The sequence below is a fragment of the Prosthecobacter sp. genome, assembly GCF_044222565.1.
Taxonomy (GTDB): domain Bacteria; phylum Verrucomicrobiota; class Verrucomicrobiia; order Verrucomicrobiales; family Verrucomicrobiaceae; genus Prosthecobacter.
The window spans coordinates 103,948-124,849 of record NZ_JBGANA010000019.1; the positions used below are offsets into that span (position 1 = coordinate 103,948).

At 62.0% G+C, this 20,902-nt stretch carries 12 protein-coding genes; 4 read left to right on the forward strand and 8 right to left on the reverse strand.

Annotated features, from left to right (window positions below):
- Nucleotides 1-53 precede the first annotated feature (53 nt).
- From ACILSR_RS23880 to ACILSR_RS23895, 4 genes are all read right to left on the reverse strand, one after another.
- On the reverse strand, nt 54-5,540 hold the full coding sequence (locus ACILSR_RS23880) for a beta strand repeat-containing protein (RefSeq protein ID WP_395752320.1): 5,487 nt from the start codon (nt 5,538-5,540) through the stop codon (nt 54-56).
- A 502-nt stretch (nt 5,541-6,042) separates the two neighbouring features.
- Nucleotides 6,043-6,951 carry a hypothetical protein gene (locus ACILSR_RS23885; protein ID WP_395752321.1) on the reverse strand — a complete coding sequence of 303 codons (909 nt, stop codon included), beginning with the start codon at nt 6,949-6,951 and terminating at the stop codon, nt 6,043-6,045.
- Nucleotides 6,952-6,968: 17 nt separating this feature from the next.
- Nucleotides 6,969-7,802 carry an NlpC/P60 family protein gene (locus ACILSR_RS23890; RefSeq protein WP_395752322.1) on the reverse strand — a complete coding sequence of 278 codons (834 nt, stop codon included), beginning with the start codon at nt 7,800-7,802 and terminating at the stop codon, nt 6,969-6,971.
- A complete protein-coding gene (locus tag ACILSR_RS23895; protein ID WP_395752323.1) occupies nt 7,799-8,668 on the reverse strand; it encodes a BPL-N domain-containing protein in 870 nt (289 codons plus the stop codon). The genes ACILSR_RS23890 and ACILSR_RS23895 overlap by 4 nt, the downstream gene beginning before the upstream one ends.
- Nucleotides 8,669-8,808: 140 nt before the next feature.
- Here ACILSR_RS23895 and ACILSR_RS23900 point away from each other — a divergent pair, with 140 nt between their 5' ends.
- Both ACILSR_RS23900 and ACILSR_RS23905 read left to right on the forward strand, forming a co-directional pair.
- The gene (locus tag ACILSR_RS23900) at nt 8,809-10,863 is read left to right on the forward strand and encodes a sensor histidine kinase (RefSeq protein ID WP_395752324.1); all 2,055 of its coding nucleotides are present in this window, start codon (nt 8,809-8,811) and stop codon (nt 10,861-10,863) included.
- Nucleotides 10,864-11,526, forward strand: coding sequence for a response regulator (locus ACILSR_RS23905; RefSeq protein WP_395752325.1), 663 nt, complete (start codon nt 10,864-10,866; stop codon nt 11,524-11,526).
- Nucleotides 11,527-11,814: 288 nt separating this feature from the next.
- On the opposite strand, the gene ACILSR_RS23910 is transcribed toward ACILSR_RS23905, so the two are convergent.
- Both ACILSR_RS23910 and ACILSR_RS23915 read right to left on the reverse strand, forming a co-directional pair.
- Complete coding sequence (locus ACILSR_RS23910; RefSeq protein WP_395752326.1) at nt 11,815-12,630, reverse strand: SGNH/GDSL hydrolase family protein; 816 nt, start codon at nt 12,628-12,630, stop codon at nt 11,815-11,817.
- Nucleotides 12,631-12,986: 356 nt separating this feature from the next.
- On the reverse strand, nt 12,987-13,706 hold the full coding sequence (locus ACILSR_RS23915; protein ID WP_395752327.1) for an SGNH/GDSL hydrolase family protein: 720 nt from the start codon (nt 13,704-13,706) through the stop codon (nt 12,987-12,989).
- A 95-nt stretch (nt 13,707-13,801) separates the two neighbouring features.
- On the opposite strand from ACILSR_RS23915, the gene ACILSR_RS23920 reads away from it, so the two are divergent.
- Nucleotides 13,802-17,431, forward strand: coding sequence for a hypothetical protein (locus ACILSR_RS23920; RefSeq protein ID WP_395752328.1), 3,630 nt, complete (start codon nt 13,802-13,804; stop codon nt 17,429-17,431).
- 69 nt (nt 17,432-17,500) lie between these two features.
- Entirely contained in the window at nt 17,501-18,133 is a 633-nt protein-coding gene (locus ACILSR_RS23925) for a DUF1080 domain-containing protein (RefSeq protein ID WP_395752329.1), read from the forward strand.
- Between the two features lie 157 nt (nt 18,134-18,290).
- Here the strand turns inward: ACILSR_RS23925 and ACILSR_RS23930 are convergent, their stop codons facing one another.
- Entirely contained in the window at nt 18,291-20,156 is a 1,866-nt protein-coding gene (locus ACILSR_RS23930) for a monovalent cation:proton antiporter-2 (CPA2) family protein (protein WP_395752330.1), read from the reverse strand.
- 6 nt (nt 20,157-20,162) lie between these two features.
- Nucleotides 20,163-20,756, reverse strand: coding sequence for an NAD(P)H-dependent oxidoreductase (locus ACILSR_RS23935; RefSeq protein WP_395752331.1), 594 nt, complete (start codon nt 20,754-20,756; stop codon nt 20,163-20,165).
- Nucleotides 20,757-20,902: the final 146 nt, after the last annotated feature.

The window sequence follows — 20,902 nt, forward strand, 5'->3', positions numbered from 1 at the left end:
TTTTGGTGAAAACAGAGCGTGGGAGATCTTATCGGGACGGGCCAAAGCCCGAATTATCCATGAAGAACCGGAGCAGCGCGCCGACGGCGGCCAACGATGCCGATGAAACCGCAGGCGAGAAAGAGGAGGCGGGATGGCTCGGGAACGGCGGTGACGACGGTGACGACGCCGGTGGTGGTGAACTGGGTGGTGTCCCAGGTCCAGGATGAGTCAAAGCCGGCGGTGCTGAGGTTCAAGAGGCTGGCGGTGAGGCCGACGATGCCGGAGCCGGACAGAGCGGACCAGTCGAGCAGATCGAAAGAATCATTCAGAGAGGGGGTGTAGCCGCCTGCGAAGGTGACGCTGATGCTGTTTGCGGACATGGCGGAGAGATCGAGCGCACCGGCGCCTGATGCGGCGAAAACAACTTTGTCGTTGGTGTGATTGGCGGTGAGCTCAAAGGTGATGGAGCTGCCGGCCTGCATGGTCACATCCCCATCCACCGGAGTGAAGGTGAGCGTGCCTGCAGTGCCTGGAGCGCCGGGAGAGACTGTTCCGCCGACGATCACACTGCTGGAGCCTGCAGGAGAGATGGAGCCGGAGCCGCTGAGAGTGGCACCGGTGGCGATGGTGACGGAGCCGGTGCCGGTGGCGGAGCCGGAGGCATTGGCAACGATGAGCGAGCCGGAGGTCACGGAGGTGCCGCCACTGTAGGTGTTTGCAGCGCTGAGCGTGGTGGAGCCGGAGCCGATCTGAGCGACACTGCCGGTGCCGCTGATGATGTTTGAGAAGGACATGGCGTTGCTGCGGTTGAAGGCGAGGGTGGCGTTGTTTACCACGGAAGTACTGCTGGAGAGGCTGCCGGTGGCACCGCCATTGCCGAGCTGCAATGTGCCGCCAGAAATGGTGGTGGCAGCGGTATAGGTGCTGGCGCCGGAGAGGATGAGGAGTCCATTGCCTGCCTTGGTGATGCCGAATGCGCCGCCGGTGATGGCTCCCTGGAGCTCGGCGGAGTCTCCACCGACGCCAGCGGTGACGGTGAAGGTGCGGTTGACGGTATTGAGGTCGAGGGGATTGACGACGATGACCTTGCTGTCCGCGGTGGCGGAGCCGAAGTCGAAGTTGGTGCCGAAACGGAAGTTGCTGTTGCTCAGCAAGACGGAGGCGCCGGAGCCGCCGAAATTGATGGTGAGCGTGCCGCCGCGCGCGGCGAAGCCACCACTGGTGCCGGAGATCTGGCCCGCGGCGGCGGTATTGGAGGAGTTGCCGGCGAAGTTGCGAGTGAGGGTGCCATTTCCCTGGAGGATGCCGTCATTGGTGAAGACGATGCCGCTGGCGGCGAGAGCGCCGCTGCTGATGGTGCCGACATCGAGAACGCCGCCACTGATGGTGGTGGTACCGGTGTAGGTGTTTGTGCCTGTGAGGGTGAGGATGTTGGCACCGAGCTTGGTGAGGCCGCGCGTGCCGGAGATGCTGGAGGCGTAGATGAAATTTCCCGCGCTGGTGTCGATGCCGACATTGGAGGTGGCGCTGTTGGTGACGTTGACCATGGTGCCGGCAAACAGGCTGTCCACATCCGCAGAGCTGAAGAAAGAACCCGAGGTGGCGACACCGAGGCCGAGGGTGGCGCCTGCAGCCACCGTGACACTGCCGGTGGTGGGTTTGGCGTTCGTGTTGAGGAAGGTTAGGCCGCCGGCATTCACATTGGTGCCGCCGCTGTAATTATTGGCACCGCTGAGGGTGGTGGTGCCATTGCCGATCTGATTGACAACACCTGTGCCGGTGATGGCGTAAGCGGGCGAAGTGGAGCCGCTGCGATTGTAGGTGAGCGCGCCGTTGTTGGTGACGCCGCTGGTGGAATTGATGGCCCCCGCTGCGCCGCCGCCGGTGCCGCTGCCGAGCTGGAGAGTGCCGGCACTGATGACGGTGGCTCCGGTGTAGGAATTGGTGGCGGAGAGGATGAGCAAGCCGGTGCCAGCTTTAATGATGCCGTCGGTGGCGCTAGAACTGCTGATGACGCCCTGGAGTTCGGCGGAGTCGCCGCCGAGGCCGGAGGTGACGGTGAAGGTGCGGCTGAGGGTATTAAGATCGAGGGGATTGACGACGATGACTTTGCTGTCGGCAGTGGGGGAGCCGAAGTCAAAATTGGCACCGAAGCGGACGCTGCCGTTGCTGATGGTGATGGTGGCCCCTGCCCCGCCAAAATTGACTGTGAGAGTGCCGCCTCTGGCAGCGAAGCCGCCGCTAGGGCCAGCGATCTGACCGGCAGCCGCAGTGGCAGAGCCGCTGAAGTTGCGGGTGAAGCTGCCATTTCCCTGCAGGATGCCGTCATTGGCAAAGACAAGACCGCTGGCAGACAGAGCGCCGCTGCTGATGGTGCCGACATCGAGGACACCGCCGCTGATTGTGGTGACACCGGTGTAGGTGTTCGAACCGGTGAGAGTGAGGGTATTGGCACCGAGCTTGGTGAGGCCACGAGTGCCGGAAACACTGGTGGCGTAGGTGAAGTTTCCGGCGGTGGTGTCGATGCCGACATTGGAGGTGGAGCTGATGGAGACATTGGTCATGGTGCCCGCAAAGAGGCTGTCCAAATCCGCCGAGGTGAAGAAGCTGCCGGAGGTGGCGACGCCGAGGCCGAGGGTGGCGCCGGCTGCGACGGTGGTGGTGCCGGTGGCTGGCTTCGCGCTTGTGTTAAGGAAGGTGAGCGTGCCGGTGTTCACGTTGGTACCCCCACTGTAAGTGTTGGCACCGCTGAGATTGGTGATTCCTCCTCCGATTTGATTCACGACGCCGGTGCCGGTGATGGCGGCGGCCATGGTGAAGGTGTTGCTGCGGTTGAAGGCGAGGGTGGCATTGTTGGTGATGCCGCTGGTTCCATCGATGGAGCCGGTGGAGCCGGCGCTGCCGAGCTGCAGGACGCCTGCGCTGATGGTGGTCAGGCCGGTGTAGGTGTTTGTCCCGACGAAGGTGATGGTGCCGGTGCCGATGATGTTGACCGCGCCCGTGCCGCTGATGACATAACCGGGGGAGGTGGAGTTGCTGCGGTTGAAGGTGAGGATGCTGTTGTTGACGACGCTGCTGGAATTGTTGATGGAGCCGGAGGTGCCCCCCCCTGTGCCAGAGCCGAGCTGAAGTGTGCCGGCGCTGATGGTGGTGACGCCGGTATAGCTGCTGGCATTGCTCAGGATGATCGTGCCCGAGCCGATGACGTTGACCGCGCCGGTGCCGGAAATGACGACGCCGAGAGTTGAGGAGTTGCTGCGGTTGAAGGCGAGGGTGCCATTGTTAACGATGCTGCTGCTGCTGGCGATGGAGCCTGCTGTACTGCCGCCGGCACCGGTGCCGAGCTGCAAGGTGCCGGCGCTTATGGTGGTGACTCCGGTGTAGCTGTTGGAATTGGAGAGGATGGTGGTGCCAGTGCCGATTTGATTGACGGCGCCGGTGCCGGAGATCACGGCGCTGATGGTGAGCCCTGAGTCGGTGCGGTTGAATGCGAGGGTGCCATTGTTGATGATGGCGCTGGTGGAGTCGAGAGAGCCTGTGGTGCCGCCATTGGTACCGATAATGCCAAGCTGCAAGGTGCCGGCATTGATGGTGGTGGAACCGCTGTAGGTATTTGCAGCGGACAAAACGAGAAGGCCGGAGCCGGCCTTGATGAGAGCTCCGGCAGAGCTGCTGAGCACGCCCTGCAGCTCGGCGTAATCTCCGCCGACGCCGGAATTGACGGTGAAGGTGCGGCCGAGGCCATTGGTGGCGCCGTTCAGGCTGAGGGGATTGACCAAGATGACGGGGGAGTCCGCGGTAGCGGAACCAAAGATGAAGTTGTTGCCAAAGCGGTAGTTGGTGCTGGAGATGCCGAGGGTAAAAGCGGCTGCACCGCCGCCGAAGTTGAGCGTCAGAGTACCACCCCGCGCGGCAAACCCGCCTTCGAGGCCGGTGAAGTCATTGCCTGAGACGGTGGGGGCGTTGCTGAAACCACGGGTGAATGTGCCGTTGCCCTGAAGGACGCCGCCGTCCCCCAAAATGATGCCGCCGCTGCCAAGGGAAACTCCCGATGTTCCGGAGATGGTGCCGACATCCAGAACACCGCCCGTGATGCTGGTGGTGCCGGCATAGGTGTTGGCACCTGTGAGCTTGGTGATGCCAGGGCCGGAAACGGTGAGAGCACTGGTGGCGTTGTCGATGATGGGAGCACTGATGGTGAAGCCCGAGGTGCCGGTGGTGTTATTGAAGATGACGAGTTCTTTGCCACTTCCGACGGTGAGGCCGACGGAAGCACCGCCGCCTGCGATGGAGGAACCGGCACCGGCAGCGGTGACGAGGATGCCACCTGAGGTCACGACACTATTGGCCGAACTGCTGAGGGTGAGCGTGGTGGTTGCGGCATTGAAACGGAGGGTATTGGTGGTGAAGGCGGCAGGACTCATGCTGGCGGTAACGTCCGTGTCTCCGGTGGCGGAGGTGAAGGCGGTCTGATAAGAGCCTGCGGCGAGCGCGCCGATGGAGCCGGAAGTGTTGGTGGCCCAGGTGGTGCCGCCCACAGTGCCGAAGGCGACGGAACCGAGCGCGAGGATATTGTTTGAACCGATGGCTGCCGCGGTGGTGGTGGTGGTGATGGAGCCCGTGGTGGGAAGGGTGAAGTCAACACTGCTGCCGGTGGAGCGGGTGATGGCACCGAGTGTGACACTGACGCTGGATGCGCCATTTTGAGTGACGCGCAGGCCGCTGACGCGACCACCGCTAAAGGAGGTGCCATTGAAGCGCTGAGTATTGGTGGCTCCGGATTTTCCGGTGATGCTTACAGTGCCGCCGCCCATGACGAGTGCTGAAGAATTGGCAGTGTTGTTGATGATGTTGTCGGAGATGGCAGCGGCGCTGAAATCGAGACCCAAGGTGCCGAAACTGACGGTGGTGCTGCCGGTGTAGGTATTGGCACCAGAGAGGGTGGCACCGCCGGAGCTGTTGGTGGTGTAGAGGACCAGCGAGCCGATGCCCGTGCTGCCGTTCTGGATGGCACCGGTGATGATGGTGCTGGAGCTGCTGCTGCCGCTCAGAGTCCAGGTGCGAGCCGTGCTGGAGGACGTCATGTTGATGGAGCCGCCGATGGTGAGAGTTCCGGCGGTGAGATTGTTGCTGATGGTACGCGCGCCTGCTGTCCCGCCCTGGCCGATGTTTCCACCGAGCGTGATGCTGGCGCCGCCGGCAATCACAAAATCCTGAGCCAAATTGAGCGCAAGATTGATGGTCTGAAGATTGGAGCTGTTGTTTACAAACGCCACATTCAAGGTCGAGCCGACCGTGACCGCATTACCGTTCAACGTGAACGCAGACGCGCCTGCATTGAAGGTGAGGTTCGGGGTGGAGGTGCCATTGCCGATCACCTGGCCGGTGAGAGAATTGTTCAAGGTGGTACCGCCTGTTCCCGCAGCACCGAAGACAAAGCTGTCTCCGGCAAGCGTGGGGAGGGTCCCGCCCCAGTTCGCCGCCGTGCCCCAGTCCGCGCTGGTGTTTCCCACCCAGGTGGAGGTGGCAAAGGACTGGCCACCGTGGAGGGCCAACATAACAAGGACCTGAGGAAGAAAGCGCCTGAGCGCGGAAACTGCATGTGAACCGAGGCAGGCTGAGCGGTCAAGCAGGTGAACGTGGACGGGCGAATCCGAATTCGTGCGCGGCAAAGAGAATTTATTCATGACTCAATCGGCATCGGCTTCATCGCCGGGGATCGACGAAGCTGAATGCGTGCGGGGGGGGATTTGGGCGTGGGGGATTTTTTGTGGCAGCGGTATGCTGAGGAGCGTTGAGGCTCTTCAATTAGCGATGCCATTCGGCCGAATTAATTAGCATCGGCCATGCCAGAGCGGCCTCGCCAGAATAGGTGAGCCACGAGAGAAAACGTAATGCGCACAAGCATTAGGAAAGCTGCGGCGGATGCCACGAAAATGCTCGTCTCCACCCACTAAGCGAGGCTGGAAAAGACCTGAGAAGCGATTCGTTTTCAGGCAGTCAGACCGTCCTGATTCAGGTGCTCTGCGCGACGCAGACATGAGGTTCGCGAACCGGTTATCACTGCGCTTCGAGCACGGGTTTTGGCTCATCCAGCCGAATGCCGAGATGCATGGGGAAGTAGGTGCGCAGGACCTGCACCAAGGCGCGGGAGAAGAGGAGGCGATTCTCCTCAGTATCTCGGAGGCGGGGGCGATTGGCCTCGATCTGAAGACCGGTGACATTGCGCTCCGCACTGCAGTGGCGCTGAATGGTGTAGCCACCGCGGAAGAAGGGTTGGGTGGGAACGGGCATGCGAGGGCTGGGAGTGGCGGGGAAGCCGGCGGTTTCAAGCAAGGCGCCGAAGCTTTGAGGACCGCGCAGGAGCTCGGAATAGCTCAGGGAGCTGCGCTGAGCGATCCAGCGGAGGCTGCCGGCATTGATGTACGTGGGCTGATTGAGCGCCTCGTCGCAGTCGGCGAGATCGAGCGAGTCGTGGCGATAGCCGAGCTCGACGCGGGCATCGGCATGGCCGTGGCCATGGAGATCGATGAGGAAGGCGACGCCGAACTGCTTTACCGCGGCATCGCAGGCCTGAGCGATGAAGTCGTGGTGCTCGGTCCAGGCCTGCTGAGCGAGGGGGCTGTCCTGAGCGGCTTCGGCGAGCTCGCGATTGGCATCGAGCTTGCTGCGGTGGAGGCGGCAGATGATGAGATGGGTGTGGCGGCCGGTCTCGGCGTGAATGACGGAGGCGATGGCGCGCGCGAGTTCGTGGGTGTTGGCGTCGATGTCCACGACGCCGCTGGTGCGATCGGGGATTTCGGCGGGCTTCAAGCGCCCGCCGTGTGGAACAGAAATGATGAGGGGAAGATCGCCGGGAACGTACTCGATGAAATTGTGCCTGCCGAAGATGCTGGAATCCGGAGTGGACTCGGCCGCGTGAACGCTGCCGAAGGCAAGGGCGGTGAGGATGGCAAGGAGGAGCCTCATCTTCGTCTCATGCGATCTTATGAATCCGCGGGGATGATGCGCAGGACGTGGCTGGCCTGGGTGAAGTACCAGGTGTTGCGCTTGAAGGGACGGAGGTGGATGCCGTTCGGGATTTCCGTGCCGTTTGAATCGTGTGCGCCAGAACCGGTGCTGTCGAGGATGAGCGGGGTGCCATCGGGCGATTTGCCGATTTTGCCGACCCAGAGGACCACGTGGGAGAGTGTGCCCTTGGTGTTCTTGATGTAGAGGAGATCGCCGGTCTGCAGAGTGCGCGCAAAGTCTTCATAGGTCTTTGGCAGCTCGATGCGCTTCACGGGAATGGTGCGATTGGGGCCGGGGCCATCGGCCTCTGTCATTTCGGACTGGCCTTTGACCTCGCCGCCGGGCTTGATGCCGAGAGCGAGATTGTAGCAGAAGGCGGTGAAGTTGCTGCAATCGAGGCCTTTGCCGACGGGTGTGGTCTGCTCCTTGCTGCGGGGCCATTCGGCGGGCGGGTCCCAGTCCGGAACGTGATGGTGCTGATAGGAGTAACCGATGAAGCGCATGCCTGCGGCGATGACGCGCTCGCGCGACCACTGGGGGCTTTTTGACGAGAGGCCGGTGGGCGCGCTGAAGTGCTTGGCGGCGGGGCCGTAGTGGGACCAGCGCTTTTCGTTGGAGGGATTGTACCAATCGCCAAAAGGTACGCTGGCGTAGTCTTTGGGGTTGGAGCGAGGGCCTTTGAGGAGATCTGGAATGAGGTCCTGCTCCTTGAAGGAAAAATTGACCGTGTAAGGGGACTTGTAGGCGTTGTTTTGCGCGAACGCGGCACCGCCGAGAAGCAGCAGACAAATCAGCAGGCGGGAGATCATGGAATTGGGTTTGAAGATTTTTCACCGGCTGCCCAGAAGATGCCGCGAGGGATGAGGTTTTCGAGGCCGGGGGTGTTTTCCGGATGAGGGCTGGAGATGAAGACGCGGCCTTTGCCGTAGGTGCTGATGGTGTGCGCAGGTGAATCGACCTGCACACCTGCGGGGGTGCCGTTGTTTGCGACTTCCGTTTTGAAGGTGGAAACGACGGTGTAAGGAGGAATGTCTGTGCGATCGCCGGGCTTGAGGATGGGGCCATTGTGGTAGCGGACTTTGAAGGGAGCCTTCACATCGCCGAGGAGTTCGGTGCCGGCAGGAGCGACTTCGAGATCAAGCATGGCCTGACCGCGCATCCATTTGCTGGAGACGGTGCCTGCATTGAGGATGCCGAGGCCCCAGCTGAAGTTCGAACAGGCGAGATAAGCGCCACCGCAAATACCGACGTAGCCGCCACCGTTTCTGACGAAGTCGCGCACGTTTTTCAGGCCGGCCTCGCCGATGCCTTTGGACTGGCCGCCGCCGGAGCCGCCGGGAAACACGAGGACGTCATAAGCACTGAGATTGAGGGTGGCGACGTCCTTCTCACTGAGGATCACGACCTGTGCCTGAGGGAAAGGCTTGAGCACATTGGCAACATTGTCTCCGCCGCCCTGAGGAGCGCCCGGGCCGCGGTAGATGCCGACCTTGATGGGGCGGATCTTCTCCGGAGCAGCGATGATGCTTTTCATGCCGTTGGCGTCCGCCGGGATGACAAATTTGGGCGCCGTGGTCTTTGGCGTCTTTTCCGTCTTCTCCTTGTCCTGAGCGAACACCGGGGAGACGAGGGCGACCAGCATGAACGGAAGCAGCAGAGGGTGGAGCGATTTCATGAGAAAGGGCAGGTGGAGATGGATGCAGGAGACGGTGAGCCAAAGGACGGTGGCGTCATGCGGCCAAATCTCGCCAAAATAGGTGAGGTGAGAAAATGACGAATGACGAAAGAGCAATGAGGAGGAAGGTTGGAGGCTGGATGCACGAGAAGACCGGAAGCCACGATGAAGACAGATGCGTGCGGCATTGCCGCATGGGCACGCGGGTGCTTTTGGTTTTGGCATGGCTCTGTGCGGCGCTGCCTGCGAAAGGGGCGGATTCGAAATGGGTGGAGCGGCTGGCGTTTTGGTCTTGGGGCGAGCTGAAGGCGCTGGATGAAAAAATCGCGGCGGACGGGCAGAAGCTGGGAACGCTGCCGGAGCTGATGCTGATCAACAGCAGTCTGCGCGTTGGATTGAAAACAGGATACACGACGGATGAGGATGTGCGCTGGATGGAACTGACGCTGAAGGAGGCGGCCGCGGCGGACAGCGTGGTGCTGGTGCCACCGCTGGCGAAAGGGGCGAATGCGGTGGTGGCGGGATATGGCTTTCCGGTGCGCTTCAAGCTGGAGATCTTCGACGAACAAAACCGGGCCAAGGTGGTGATGGACAAAACGGCGGAGGATTTTCCGAATCCTGGGTGCTTTCCGGTGGTGGCGCGCTTTGAAGCGCAACGGGTGAAGCGGGTGCGTTTTACAGCGACTGAGCCGTGGTCCGTGGACGGGCCGGAGATCCTGGCGATGGCGGAGATGCTGGTGCTGGCGGGCACGCGCAACCTGGCGCTGGAGGCGACGGTGACGAGCTCGAGCTCACGCAATGCACCGCGCGCATGGACGCGGGCGAATTTGATCGACATGGTGACGCCGCTGGGGCTGCCGGTGGCGCCGCAGGCGGGTGGCACGAACGGCTATCACAGCGCGGTGGCTGCGACGGCGGATGAAGAGAAGACGGTGACGCTAACGCTGCCGGAGATAACGCCGATCGATGAGGTGCGGCTGGTGCCGGTGCGGCGGAAGGATGTGCCGCTGTGGTTTGACTATGGATTTCCGGTGAGGTACAAAGTGGAAGGAGCAACGAAGGAGGACTTCAGCGATGCGGTGATGATCCAGGAGATCACGGACAAGCTGCTGCCACCTCCGGGGATGAACCTGGTGTGCATTCCGGCGCATCGGGCACGGGTGAAGTTTCTGCGAATCACGGCCACGCAGCTGTGGTATCGCAAGAGCGACTATGTGTTTGCGCTGGCGGAGGTGCAGGTGTTTCAAGAAGGCAGAAACATCGCGCCGAGCGGCACCTTCACGGCAAGTGATGTGCTGACAGGAGAGGAAGGAGCTGCGTGGAACACCGCGGCACTCAATGATGGACTGACTGAAGGCGGACGCCTGCTGACGCTGCCGGAGTGGTTTGCGCAGCTGGAAACGAGGCAGCATTATGAAAGGGAACGGAGCGAGCTGAAGGCCCGGCGCGAAGCGGTGGTGGAGCACACGCAGCACCTGCTGGTGAACGGCAGCGTGGGGAGCGTGGGCGGGATCTCGCTGCTGAGCGGGCTGCTGCTGTGGCGGCAGAGGAGGCAGCGGAAGCGTGATGCGCAGCGACTGCATGACAAGCTGGCGCGGGATTTGCACGATGAGATCGGATCGAACCTGGGGAGCATCACGCTGATCTGCTCCTTTGCGGGACAACCTGGCGCCAGCCCGGAGGACATGCGGGCGGACATCAGCGAGATCGAACGGGTGGCGGCGGAGACGGCGGACTCGATGCGGGACATGGTGGACCTGATCAGCACGAAGCGCTCCGGGACGGAGAATGACTGGATGGATGTGCTGCACCGGCTGACGGAGCGGCTGCTGCGAAATCACACGCTGGACTGCGCTCTGCCTGCCGCGCCGTTGACGCTGGAGCCGGACATCGAGACGCGGCGTGAGCTGTACCTCTTTTGCAAGGAGGTGCTGCACAACATTTCCAAACATGCGCAGGCGACGAGGGTGAGGTTTCACCTGACGCCGACGGCGCAGGGGCTGCGGATCGAGGTGACAGACAATGGGAAGGGCTTTGATACGGCGCAGTCTGGAAGCGGGCACGGCCTGAGCAACCTACGGGAGCGGGCGGCGATGATGCAGGCGCGATTGCAAATCCAATCCGTACATGGTAGTGGCACGTCCATCACGCTCGACCTGCCACGAGGGCACCGCTGGCGCAAACCTGCCGCTTGAATGATGAAACCTGAAACGCTGATTCAGACCTGGATCGTGGAAGACCATGACACCTTCCGCCGCTCACTGCAGCGGCTATGCACGCCCGAGCGCGGGCTGGCGGTGGCGCCGGCCTTTGCGAATGCTGAAACGATGCTGGCAGCGCTGAAGAGCGCCAGTGAAGGACAAAAGCCGGATGTGCTGCTGATGGACGTGGGGCTGCCGGGACGCAGCGGACTGGAGATCATCGCGGATGTGCACAAGCTGGCGCCAGAATGCCGTATTGTGATTCTGACGGTGTTTGAAGACGAGGAGAAGATCAGCCGTGCGATCAGCGCGGGAGCGAGCGGATATCTGGTGAAGACATCGCGCGCGGAGACGGTGGTGGAGGCGATTCTGGAAGCGTCGCAGGGAGGCTCGCCAATGTCTCCCAAAGTGGCGGCGAGCGTGGTGAAGATGCTGGCGAAGCTGACGAAACCGGCGGCGCAGCCGGTGTCTCTGTCACCAAGGGAGCATGATCTGCTGAAGCTGCTGGTGGAAGGACTGACGGCGAAGGAGATCGCGGACCGGATGCAGGTGAGCATTCACACGACGAGCACGCATACGCGGAATCTGTTTACGAAGCTGGGGGTGCACAGCCGCGCGGCGGCGGTGGCGAGGGCGCTGAAGGAGAGGCTGGTGTGAAGCCAGAGTTTTTTACAACGCAGAGATTAGAAGACCGCAGAGAAGAGATTTGGCATCGTGGGACTGCGGTGGCGGGTGCGTCGAAAGGAGGGTGGGACGCCCCTCACCCTAGCCTCTCCCCAAAGGGCAGAATGGACGTTGCCACGCACTTGGTGGGGAGAGGGGATTTGGTTTGCGGACTTTCTACTCAGAAGATCAATGGCGTAGGCTCATATGCATTGCCCGAGGCCTGGAGGGCTTAGGGACGTTCGGCGGCGGCTTGGGACAAGCCGCCCTACCGCGCCGGTGTTACTTGAGGGCGGATTCGATGGAGCGGGCGACCTGCTGGCCCATGAGTTCGTAGCCTTTGGCGTTGAAGTGGACGTCCTGGGGATTGGCGATGCCTTGGAGCTGGGGGGCAAGGAAGGCGTGAAGGTCGTCGATTGGGATGTTGTGCTTTTTCATGACGCGGAGGGCGATCTCGTTTTTCTCGGCGATCTGGGTGACGAGTTCGGGGCCGTCTTTGGTGTCGGGCGGGACGGGGGTGGTGGTGGCGAAGATGAGCTTGGCGCCGGTTTTTTGCATGCGGGCGATGAGGGTCTCCAGGCGCTGCTCGTAGTCGGCGGCAGGGGTTTTGCGGTCGTGGATGCCGAAGTTGAAATGGATGACGTCCCATTTGCCGGTGCCGAGCCAGATGTCGATTTTTTTGACACCGTTTACGGTGGGGCCGCAGTTTTCAGGAGCGCGATGGACGTTGGCCTTTCCGGCCATGGCTTTGCGCACGTCGAGGGTGTAGCCGCGTGAAATGGAGTCGCCGATGAGGAGGACGCGGGGGAGTTTGGGGTCGTCTTGAACGAAGTCCCAGGCGTTGGAGCGTCCGGCGATTTTGTCCTTCTTGTGCAGGGGGAGGTAGAAGCCGTTGCCGAGGTTTTGTTCGAGGATGGTTTCCCAGGCTTGCTGATCGGGCGGGAGGGTGGCTTTCAGAGCCTGGTATTTTTCATCGACGGCCTTGTCCTCGGCTGCTTTTTTGGCGGCGGCTTCGGCGGCGTTGGTGGGTTCGTTTTGGGATTTGACCTGGGCCTGGCAGAGAGTGGCGAGGGCGAGAAAGAGGAGGAGGGATTTCATGCGGAAGGAAGGGGGTGAAGGTGCGGCCAGATCTATGCACAGCAAAGAATCGGAGAACGCAAAGATTTTCCAGATGGGTTCAGAGACAACCTGCTGTGTCGTTCTTCGAGAGCGAAAAGTGAGGAGTGCGAAGAGCAGTCATTGCTGCCTACCGTTTCGAGAGGATGATGGCGGCCGGCGGAAAGCGGTAGCTGCGTTCATTCTTCACTTCGCGACCGTATTGATTGATTCGCTGTGCTCACCCTACGGGCTCCTTTCAGTCGTCTGTCTCACTTCGTTCGGCTCGCTATCGCTCACCCCTTCGGGGCAGCCTGCGGCTGTCTACCTACGCTTCGCTTCGGTTCCAAATGGGGTGGCTATTTTTTGGGCAGATTTTCTGTGATCACGGCGGCGACTTTTTCGGCGAGGTAGTGGTAGCCGGCGGGGGAGTAGTGGACGTTGGCGGAAAGCTGGACGTCTGTGAGTTTGGCGGCGGCGTGGGCGCAGAGATCGTCGGTGGGAATGCCAGCGGCGGTCATGACGCGGGCGGCGGCTTCATTGTATTTCTTTTCATCTCCTTCCACGCGGCCATCAGAGCCGGCGGGAACGGGGGTGGTGTTGCACCAGATGAGCTTGGCGCCGGTGGCCTGCATGGTCTTCACGAGTTCGGTGAGATTTTTCTCATAGTCGGCGAGAGGGACCTGGGGATGAGAGCCGGGTGCTTTGGGGTCGGCGCGCTTGGAGGGATCGTCGGCGATGTATTTGAGATCGTGGAGGCCCCAGTTGAAATGGATGACGTCCCACTTGGAGGTGCCGAGCCAATCCTTGATGTTTTTAAGGCCGTTGGTGGTGGGGCCGCCGTTGGTGGGGATGCGATGGACGTTGGCCCTGCCTTTGAGGAGCTCGCGCACATCGAGGGTGTAACCCATTGAAATGGAGTCGCCGATGAGGAGAACGCGAGGGAGACCGGCGACGTCTTCGACCTTTACGAGCGAGGGATGAGGAGCGCGTTTCGGGGCCTTCTTGGGGGCTTCTTTAGGAGCGTCTGCAGCGATGGCCGATGCGGCAAGGAGGGCGAAGAGAAGGATGGATTTCATGGTGGAGAAACAACGTCGTGAGGCGGCGCACATTTCGCCGCGAATGTGAAACGTGATCTTGACCGCAGGCGGCATCTCTGGCTAGCCTTGGGACCATGGTGAAATCCAAACTGGGTCCGTGGTGCAGATGCCTGCTGCTGGCAGGAGCGTGGATACCAATGCTGCTTACGGCGCAGACTGAAACGCCCGCACCGGCGGCGAATGCGACTGCGACACCCGCAACCCCTACCCCGCCGACACCCGAGGGCTGGAAGAGCCGGCTGGCGGACCCTGAATTTCGGCAGCGGGCGGAACAGGCCGACGGGGTGAGCTATGCGATGAAGGAGCTGGCGGAAGATCCGTTTCAGCACAGCGCCTTTTATGACTGGCTGCGGGAGACGGTGAAGACTGCGGCGGGGCACACCATTGAATGTCTGCTGATGGCGCAACTGGCGCGAGATCTGGAACGGCCGAATGAGGAGATCAGCGCGGCGGATGATCTGGTGCTGCAGGCGGCGCCGAGCCTGCCGCAAGGATGGTTCGGAAGAGCGGAACAGTATGAGAGCGGCAAGCAGCAGAAGGAGTCCGCGGTGTGGGCGGCGGAGGCTGCGGTGCAGGGCATGCGGAGGGTGAACCTGGCCTCTCCGCACTGGAAAAAGCAGCTGCATGGGTATCGCGGTGTGGACTGGCTGGCGCATGCGGACAAGGCGAACCAACTTACGGAATGGGTGAAGGCGGTGGCGAGGGCGGTGGAGGATGCGCCGCATGGCAGCGCGCGTCCTGACGTGTGCAGCCTGGTGCTGGGAATGCTGCGCCATGATGCGATACGCAAGGAGCCGCTGCTGGGCCTGATGCTGCTGGAGGCAGTGCAGACGGCGCAGCCCCAGCTGGTGCTGGGAGATCCGGCAAACTTTGTGGTGGTGATGCACGATCTGCAGGCCGGAGGCCACACGGCGCTGGCACAGCGGGTGGCGCGGCTGCTGGTGCATGCACCGGTGCCGCCAGAGACGGAGATGCAGCTGATGGGCGGGATGAACGAGCTGCTGGGCATGTGGGAGGACACGACGCCGCCCTATCAGCCCACAACGAAGGCGCGGCTGATTTTGCAGGCGGCGATGACGGATGACGCCAACTTTGCGGAGGCATGCCTGGAGGCCGCGAAGGCGCAGCCGAAGAACGAAAACCTGGTGACGCATGCGCTGCTGGCGCTGGCACTGACCGGAGGTGTGAGCGAGGAACAGCTGCAAATGGCGGAGAAGCTGGGTGTGGAGAGCCGCGCGCGGGTGGCGCTGAGACTGGCGGCCTTTGCACCCACGGGAAGTCATCCCCGGACGACGGGAGGCCCGTGGATGGAGGAGCTGGCTCTGAACCTGGTGAAGAACCTGCAGATGGGAGAGGTGCAGCGCAGTGAATTTGAAAGCCTGCTGAACTGCCTGGAGAGCCTGGAGCGCGGCAACGAAAAGGAACGTGTGACGCGGGTGCTGGATGCGGCGAAGAACACGACGCCGCGGATCAATGACCTGGATCACTGGGAGAGGTATGCCAGGATCATCCTGCAGCAGCACCGTGCGGAGCAGACGCATGTGCTGGCCACGACGTGGAGCAGCGCGCTGGACCAGTCTTCCGAACAGAAGGAGCATCTGCTGCCGCTGGCACGCACGGCGGTCAGGGCCGGGAAAAACGGCGGTGTGGAATTTGCGACGCTGGCGCTGATGCTGTGGGAGCGGCACCATGCGGAGATGACGAGCACGGCGCTGCCACCGCCAGGCACAGCGAGCCGTGTGGGCGAGGCGCTGATGGCGTGCGATTACGTGGAAGGATTTGAGCAATTTGTGACCGGACTCGAAAACCTGCCGAAGCATCGCATCACCGCCCAGTACACGCAGATGACGACGGAGCTGATGGCGCTGAGGGATCTGATCGCTGGCAAGGGGGAGCTGGTGCCGGCGGTGGAGGCGTGGGTACGGCCGCCAGCGGAAAAGGGGGAGGCGATGACGGTGCAGTGGCAGCTGGTGCTGCCAGAGCTGGGCAAGTCTGCGGAGCGCGGCATCATCATCACCGTGGGGGATCGTGATGGGAGGACGGAGGCGGACAAACTGAGCGATGCGCGGTGGTGGAGGGCGGGCACCTATCTTCCGGCGCTGTCACGGCTGAGCGGCAAGTTTTCGCTGGAGGTGCTGGCGGGAGACACGCCGCAGAAGCTGCGCAGCGTGCACACGATCGAGGAAGCGCCGGCTCGAGGAGCACAGGAGGTCATCACGCTGCCTGCTTCCGGGAGCCTGAAGGTCATGCTGCGCTGGCGTGGGAATGGGATGACGTTTTCAAGCGAGCCGCGCGCCTTTTCCACGCATGGGACGGTGTTTGAAACGGCACGTGAACCTGCGGCGGTGGCGGATGGATCTGCGGTGGCATGGCAGCGCGAGATGGTGCCGCAGCCGGCAAGCTGGCAGCCGGAGGATGCGAACCGGTGGGGCCGGCTGATCGGGCCGCCGGTGGAGATCGAGCAGGGCGCGGAATATCTGCTGAATGCATGGCCGGATGCGCAGAGCAGCACGGTGCGGATGATCCTGCTGGACGCAGAGAAGAAACCACTGGGGCCGGTGCCAGTGGCAAGCATGGGATGGCAGCCGGGAAAGCTCACTGTCACGCATACGCCGGTGAACCGGACTTCGCGATGCAGCACGCAGAGGTTCCGTCCGAGCGACTGGGCGGGTGATGGCGATCTGGTGTTTCCGTCTGATGGAAGAGCGGGAGAGCAGGTGGCGCGCTACATGGCCTTTGTGACACGAGATGAAGCTGTGAAGACGCTGCCTGCCCTGCAGCTGCGGCCGTACCGCACGGCGGCGATGACGGAGAAGCCGGACAAAAGTTTTGTATCCAGCAAGCCGGAACTGCCGGAGCTGAATGACGAATACATCGGCTACCTCGGCTTCACGATTCATTCATGGCATGTGACCTTCGCGAGTGACCGGGGCATCCTGATGGGCAAGGGAGCGCTGGCGGGGTTTGACGTGACGCGCATCCCGTGGAAGCCGCTGGTGCGCGCGGAGTCCGAACTGATGGAGGGGAACGAATGGCCGCTGTGCTTCACTCCGGAACACAGCATGGTCATTGAGCCGAGCTGGAACGGGAACCGCACCCTGGGGCTGCGCTTTGTGCCATTTGACGCGCGCGGCGAGCGCTACGCGGCGTGCCGCCGGCTGGAGCTGCCGCTGCCGAACTACAACCGGGGAGAACTGAGCGAGTGGCATGACGGGGCGGTGCTGATGGTGTCCTCCCAGGATCGCGACAATCCGGAGCCTGCGTGTGCATGGGTGGAGCCTGACGGCCGGTGCCATGTGGTGAAGCTGCCGCGGCCGTCGATCACGGGAACTCCCGGCATGGAGCTGGCGTGGTGGATGCAGGACGGCACGCACTTCACGCTGCACGAGGACGGGCTGCTGTTTCACATGGAGCACAAAGACGGCCTGAAGCTGCTGAGCGTGGAGCCGGGGTCTCCGGATGACATGCCAAAAGGGTGCACGCCGGGGCGGTCCAAACGCAAGCGTGCGTGGAAGCTGGAGCGGCCGGATGTGCTGATCCACGTGGACAAGAAGAGCGGCGCGGTCACGCACCGGTATCACCTGCCCAAGCCATGCGAGGGACTGCCGATGGCGTTTGAGTCGAGCGGGTATGTGATTCTTTTCACGACGGAACATGAGATCATCCGGGTGAACCCGCCGGACATGGTGGAGGACGATGATTGAGAAAAACGCGCTGGCATCTGGACGGAGTCGCGCCTTTGATGCGGGGCAACCCATCCCAACTCAACCACCATGCGCACGCTGCTTTCACTCCTTGCCCTTGCCACATTCGCCGCCGCCGAGCCGGTCACACTGACACTGGCTGATTTTACGGACACCAAAGAGGCTGCGCCTTCGGGTGGCTGGACCACGGAAAGTGATGGGACGATTCATCTGAATGGCAAAGGCGGCGGCGCGCTGATCTCGAAGAATGAGTACTCGAACTTTGTGCTGGAGTGGGAATGGAAGGTGAATCCAAAGGGGAACAATGGTATTAAATACTGGGTGACGAAGGTGGGCGGCAAGGAGTGGCTGGGGATCGAGTACCAGATGATCGATGACAGCGGCCATCCGGACGGTCTGAAAGGCGGCTCGCACACAACGGCTTCGATTTATGACATCAAGGAGCCGATGACAGGCAAGCTGGTGAAGCCTGCTGGCGAATGGAATGTGAGCAAGATCGTGGTGCAGGATGGGAAAATCCAACACTGGCTGAATGATGCGCTGGCCTGTGAGGCGGACACGACGACGCCGGAGTGGAAGGAGAGGATCGCGAAGAGCAAGTTTAAGAACAAGGAAGGTTTCGCGCCGGGGAAAGGGAAGATCATGCTGACGGAGCATGGGGACGAGACTTGGTTCCGGAATATCAAGCTGACGGCGAAGTAGTCTGGATACTGGATACTGGATGCTAGATGCTGGAGACTCCGTGGAGCGTTTTGTGAAGCGGAGTGAGGGCGGGGCGATTCGCGGAGCTTGGGGTGAGGAAGCGGAGCGGGAGATGTCTGCGAAGCAGGGCGGCATCGGAGTGCCGCGGTCCCGGGGGCTAGGATTCTTCGGCGCGGTTGATCTCCCAGCCGTCGTCGTTGACTTCGGGGAGTTCGGCGAGGTCTTTTTCGAAGAGCTGGGTGAGCTCGATGCGACGTTCGCGGACGATGCGGGCATAAGTATCCTCGTCTTCATGGACGGGAACGAGGAGGTGGACGGTTTCTTCGTCGTAGCGCTTCCAGCGGCGGGCGGCACGTTCGGTGGCGTAGGCGGGCTTGCCGAGGGCGCGCAGAGCGCGGACGGCGAGTTCTTGAGCACTGCCCATCTGCTCGTGGACGGTGTCTTCGGCGGAGAGGCCGAGGTTCATGAGCTCGAAGCGCTGATCGTAGTCGTGGGCGCGTGCGAGGATGCGGAGCTTGGGGAATTTTTCGCGCACTTCGGTCACTAGCCTGGCGACTTTGGCCTGATCCGCGAGGGCGATGATGAGCAGGCAGGCCTGATCAATGCCTGCAGCGTGGAGGAGATCGAGGCGGGTGGCATCGCCATAGAAGACCTTGAATCCGAAGCGGCGGAGCATGTCCACGTGATCGGGGTCGCTTTCGAGGACGGTGACTTTGACGCCCTGAGACATCATGAAGCGGCCGACGAAATTGCCGAAGCGGCCGAAGCCGGCGAGGATGACGGGAGCGTGCTGGTCGATGCGGTCGGGAGCGCGCTGCTGCTCGCGGCTGACGGAGGTGTAGCGCGGGGCAATGAGGCGCTCGTAGATGATGAAGAGGAGCGGAGCGGCGGCCATGGAGAGGGCGACGACGGCGACGAGAAGCTTGGAGGTTTCCTCACTGAGGATGTCCTGCTGAATGGCCATGGAGAGCAGGGCGAAGGCAAATTCACCGCCCTGGGCGAGCGCAAGTGAGAGGAGCCAGCGATGGCTGCCGCGGATTTTTAAAACGGTGGCGATAAGGTAGATGACGGCTGCTTTGAGGACGATCAGAGCGAGCACCAGCACGGCAACAAGGAGGGGATTGGCGGCGATGACGGTGAAGTCAAGCGAGGCGCCGACGGCGAGAAAGAAGAGGCCGAGGAGGAGTCCTTTGAAGGGTTCAAGATTGCTCTCAAGTTCGTGGCGGTAATGACTGCCTGCGAGAACGACGCCTGCGACGAAGGCACCGAGCGCAGGGGAGAGACCGACCTGGGTCATGAGCAGAGCGACGCCGACGATGAGGAGAAGCGCGGCGGCCGTGAGGAGCTCGCGGAGGCCGGTTTTGGCAAGGATGGCGAAGCCACGCGGAACGATGAACTGGCCGGCGATGACGATGGCTACCACAGCGCCAAGAGTGACGAGGGGCTGCGCCCAGTGGGGAAGATCGTGCAGCCATCCGTGGTGCTCAGCTTTGGTGACGCTGGCGGCGAGCAAGGGAAAGACCGCGAGCATGGGGATGACGGAGATGTCTTGAAACAGGAGCACTGAGAAGGAGTCGCCGCCGCCATCGGTGCGCATGAGGCCTTTTTCCTGGAGGGTCTGGATAACGATGGCGGTGGAGGAGAGGGCCAAAATCATGCCGGTGGCGAGGGCGGGCTTCCATTCCAAGCCGAATGCGATGGCGATGGCCATGACAGCGAGGGCGGTGAGGGAGACCTGCAAACCACCGAGTCCAAAGATGGGGCCGCGCATGCGCCAGAGGCGAGATGGCTCAAGCTCAAGGCCGATCATGAAGAGCATGATGACGACGCCGAATTCGGCGAAGTGCATGGCCTCCTCTCCCTGCCGGCCGCCGACCCAGCCGAGGACGAAGGGGCCGATAACGGCGCCGCCGATGAGATACCCGAGAACGCTGCCGAGGCCGAGGCGGTGCGCGATGGGCACGAGCAGGACCGCAGCGGCGAGGTAGATGAAGGCAGAGAGGAAGAAGTGCGGATCGTGCATGGTCTGCTATGCAGGAATGAGGTCGTTGATTTTGTGAGCGTCCACCGCCTGCTCAAGCGGGAGGGTTTCATCGCACAGGGCTTTGAGGAGGCGGGCGTAGCGATGAGCATGCGGCTGGATGGAGGCGTGATCCGCGAACTGATTGGCCCCATGGATGACGTGGGGTGCGAGGTAGCGCATGCCGCAGAGGAACGCGGTCTGATCAAAAGGGGCGAGAAGCTGGCGGATGGTGAAGCGATTGCGGCCCTGCGAGCAGTAAAATTCTTCGGACCCGCCGGCGCTGATGGCGTGCACAAGGGTCTTTCCCTGAAGAGCGGTGCCCCCTTCCCCGTAAGCCCAGCCGTAGGTGAGCACGAGATCAAGATATTCTTTTACCAGAGCGGGTGCGCTGTACCAGTAGAAGGGGTGCTGGAGGACAATGATGTCGTGCGCTTTGAGGAGCTTCTGCTCCTCTTCGACGTCGATAAGGAAGTCGGGGTAGAGCTCATAGAGATCGCGAAAGGTGACGCCTGGAACTTCGCGTGCTGCGGCGGCGAGACGGCGATTGATGCGCGACTTGTGCGGAGCGGGATGGGCGTAGAGGACAAGGACGGAAGCCATGATGATGTGCGCAGCATGACCGCACAGATTTACACGGCAATTGATTTTGGCACTTTGCAGTGCTGACATCGCTGTGTGATGCGAGCTCCCGAGGAGAAGAGGGCAAGAAGGCAGGGGCGTCCAGCCCTGCCTCCGATGACGAGTAA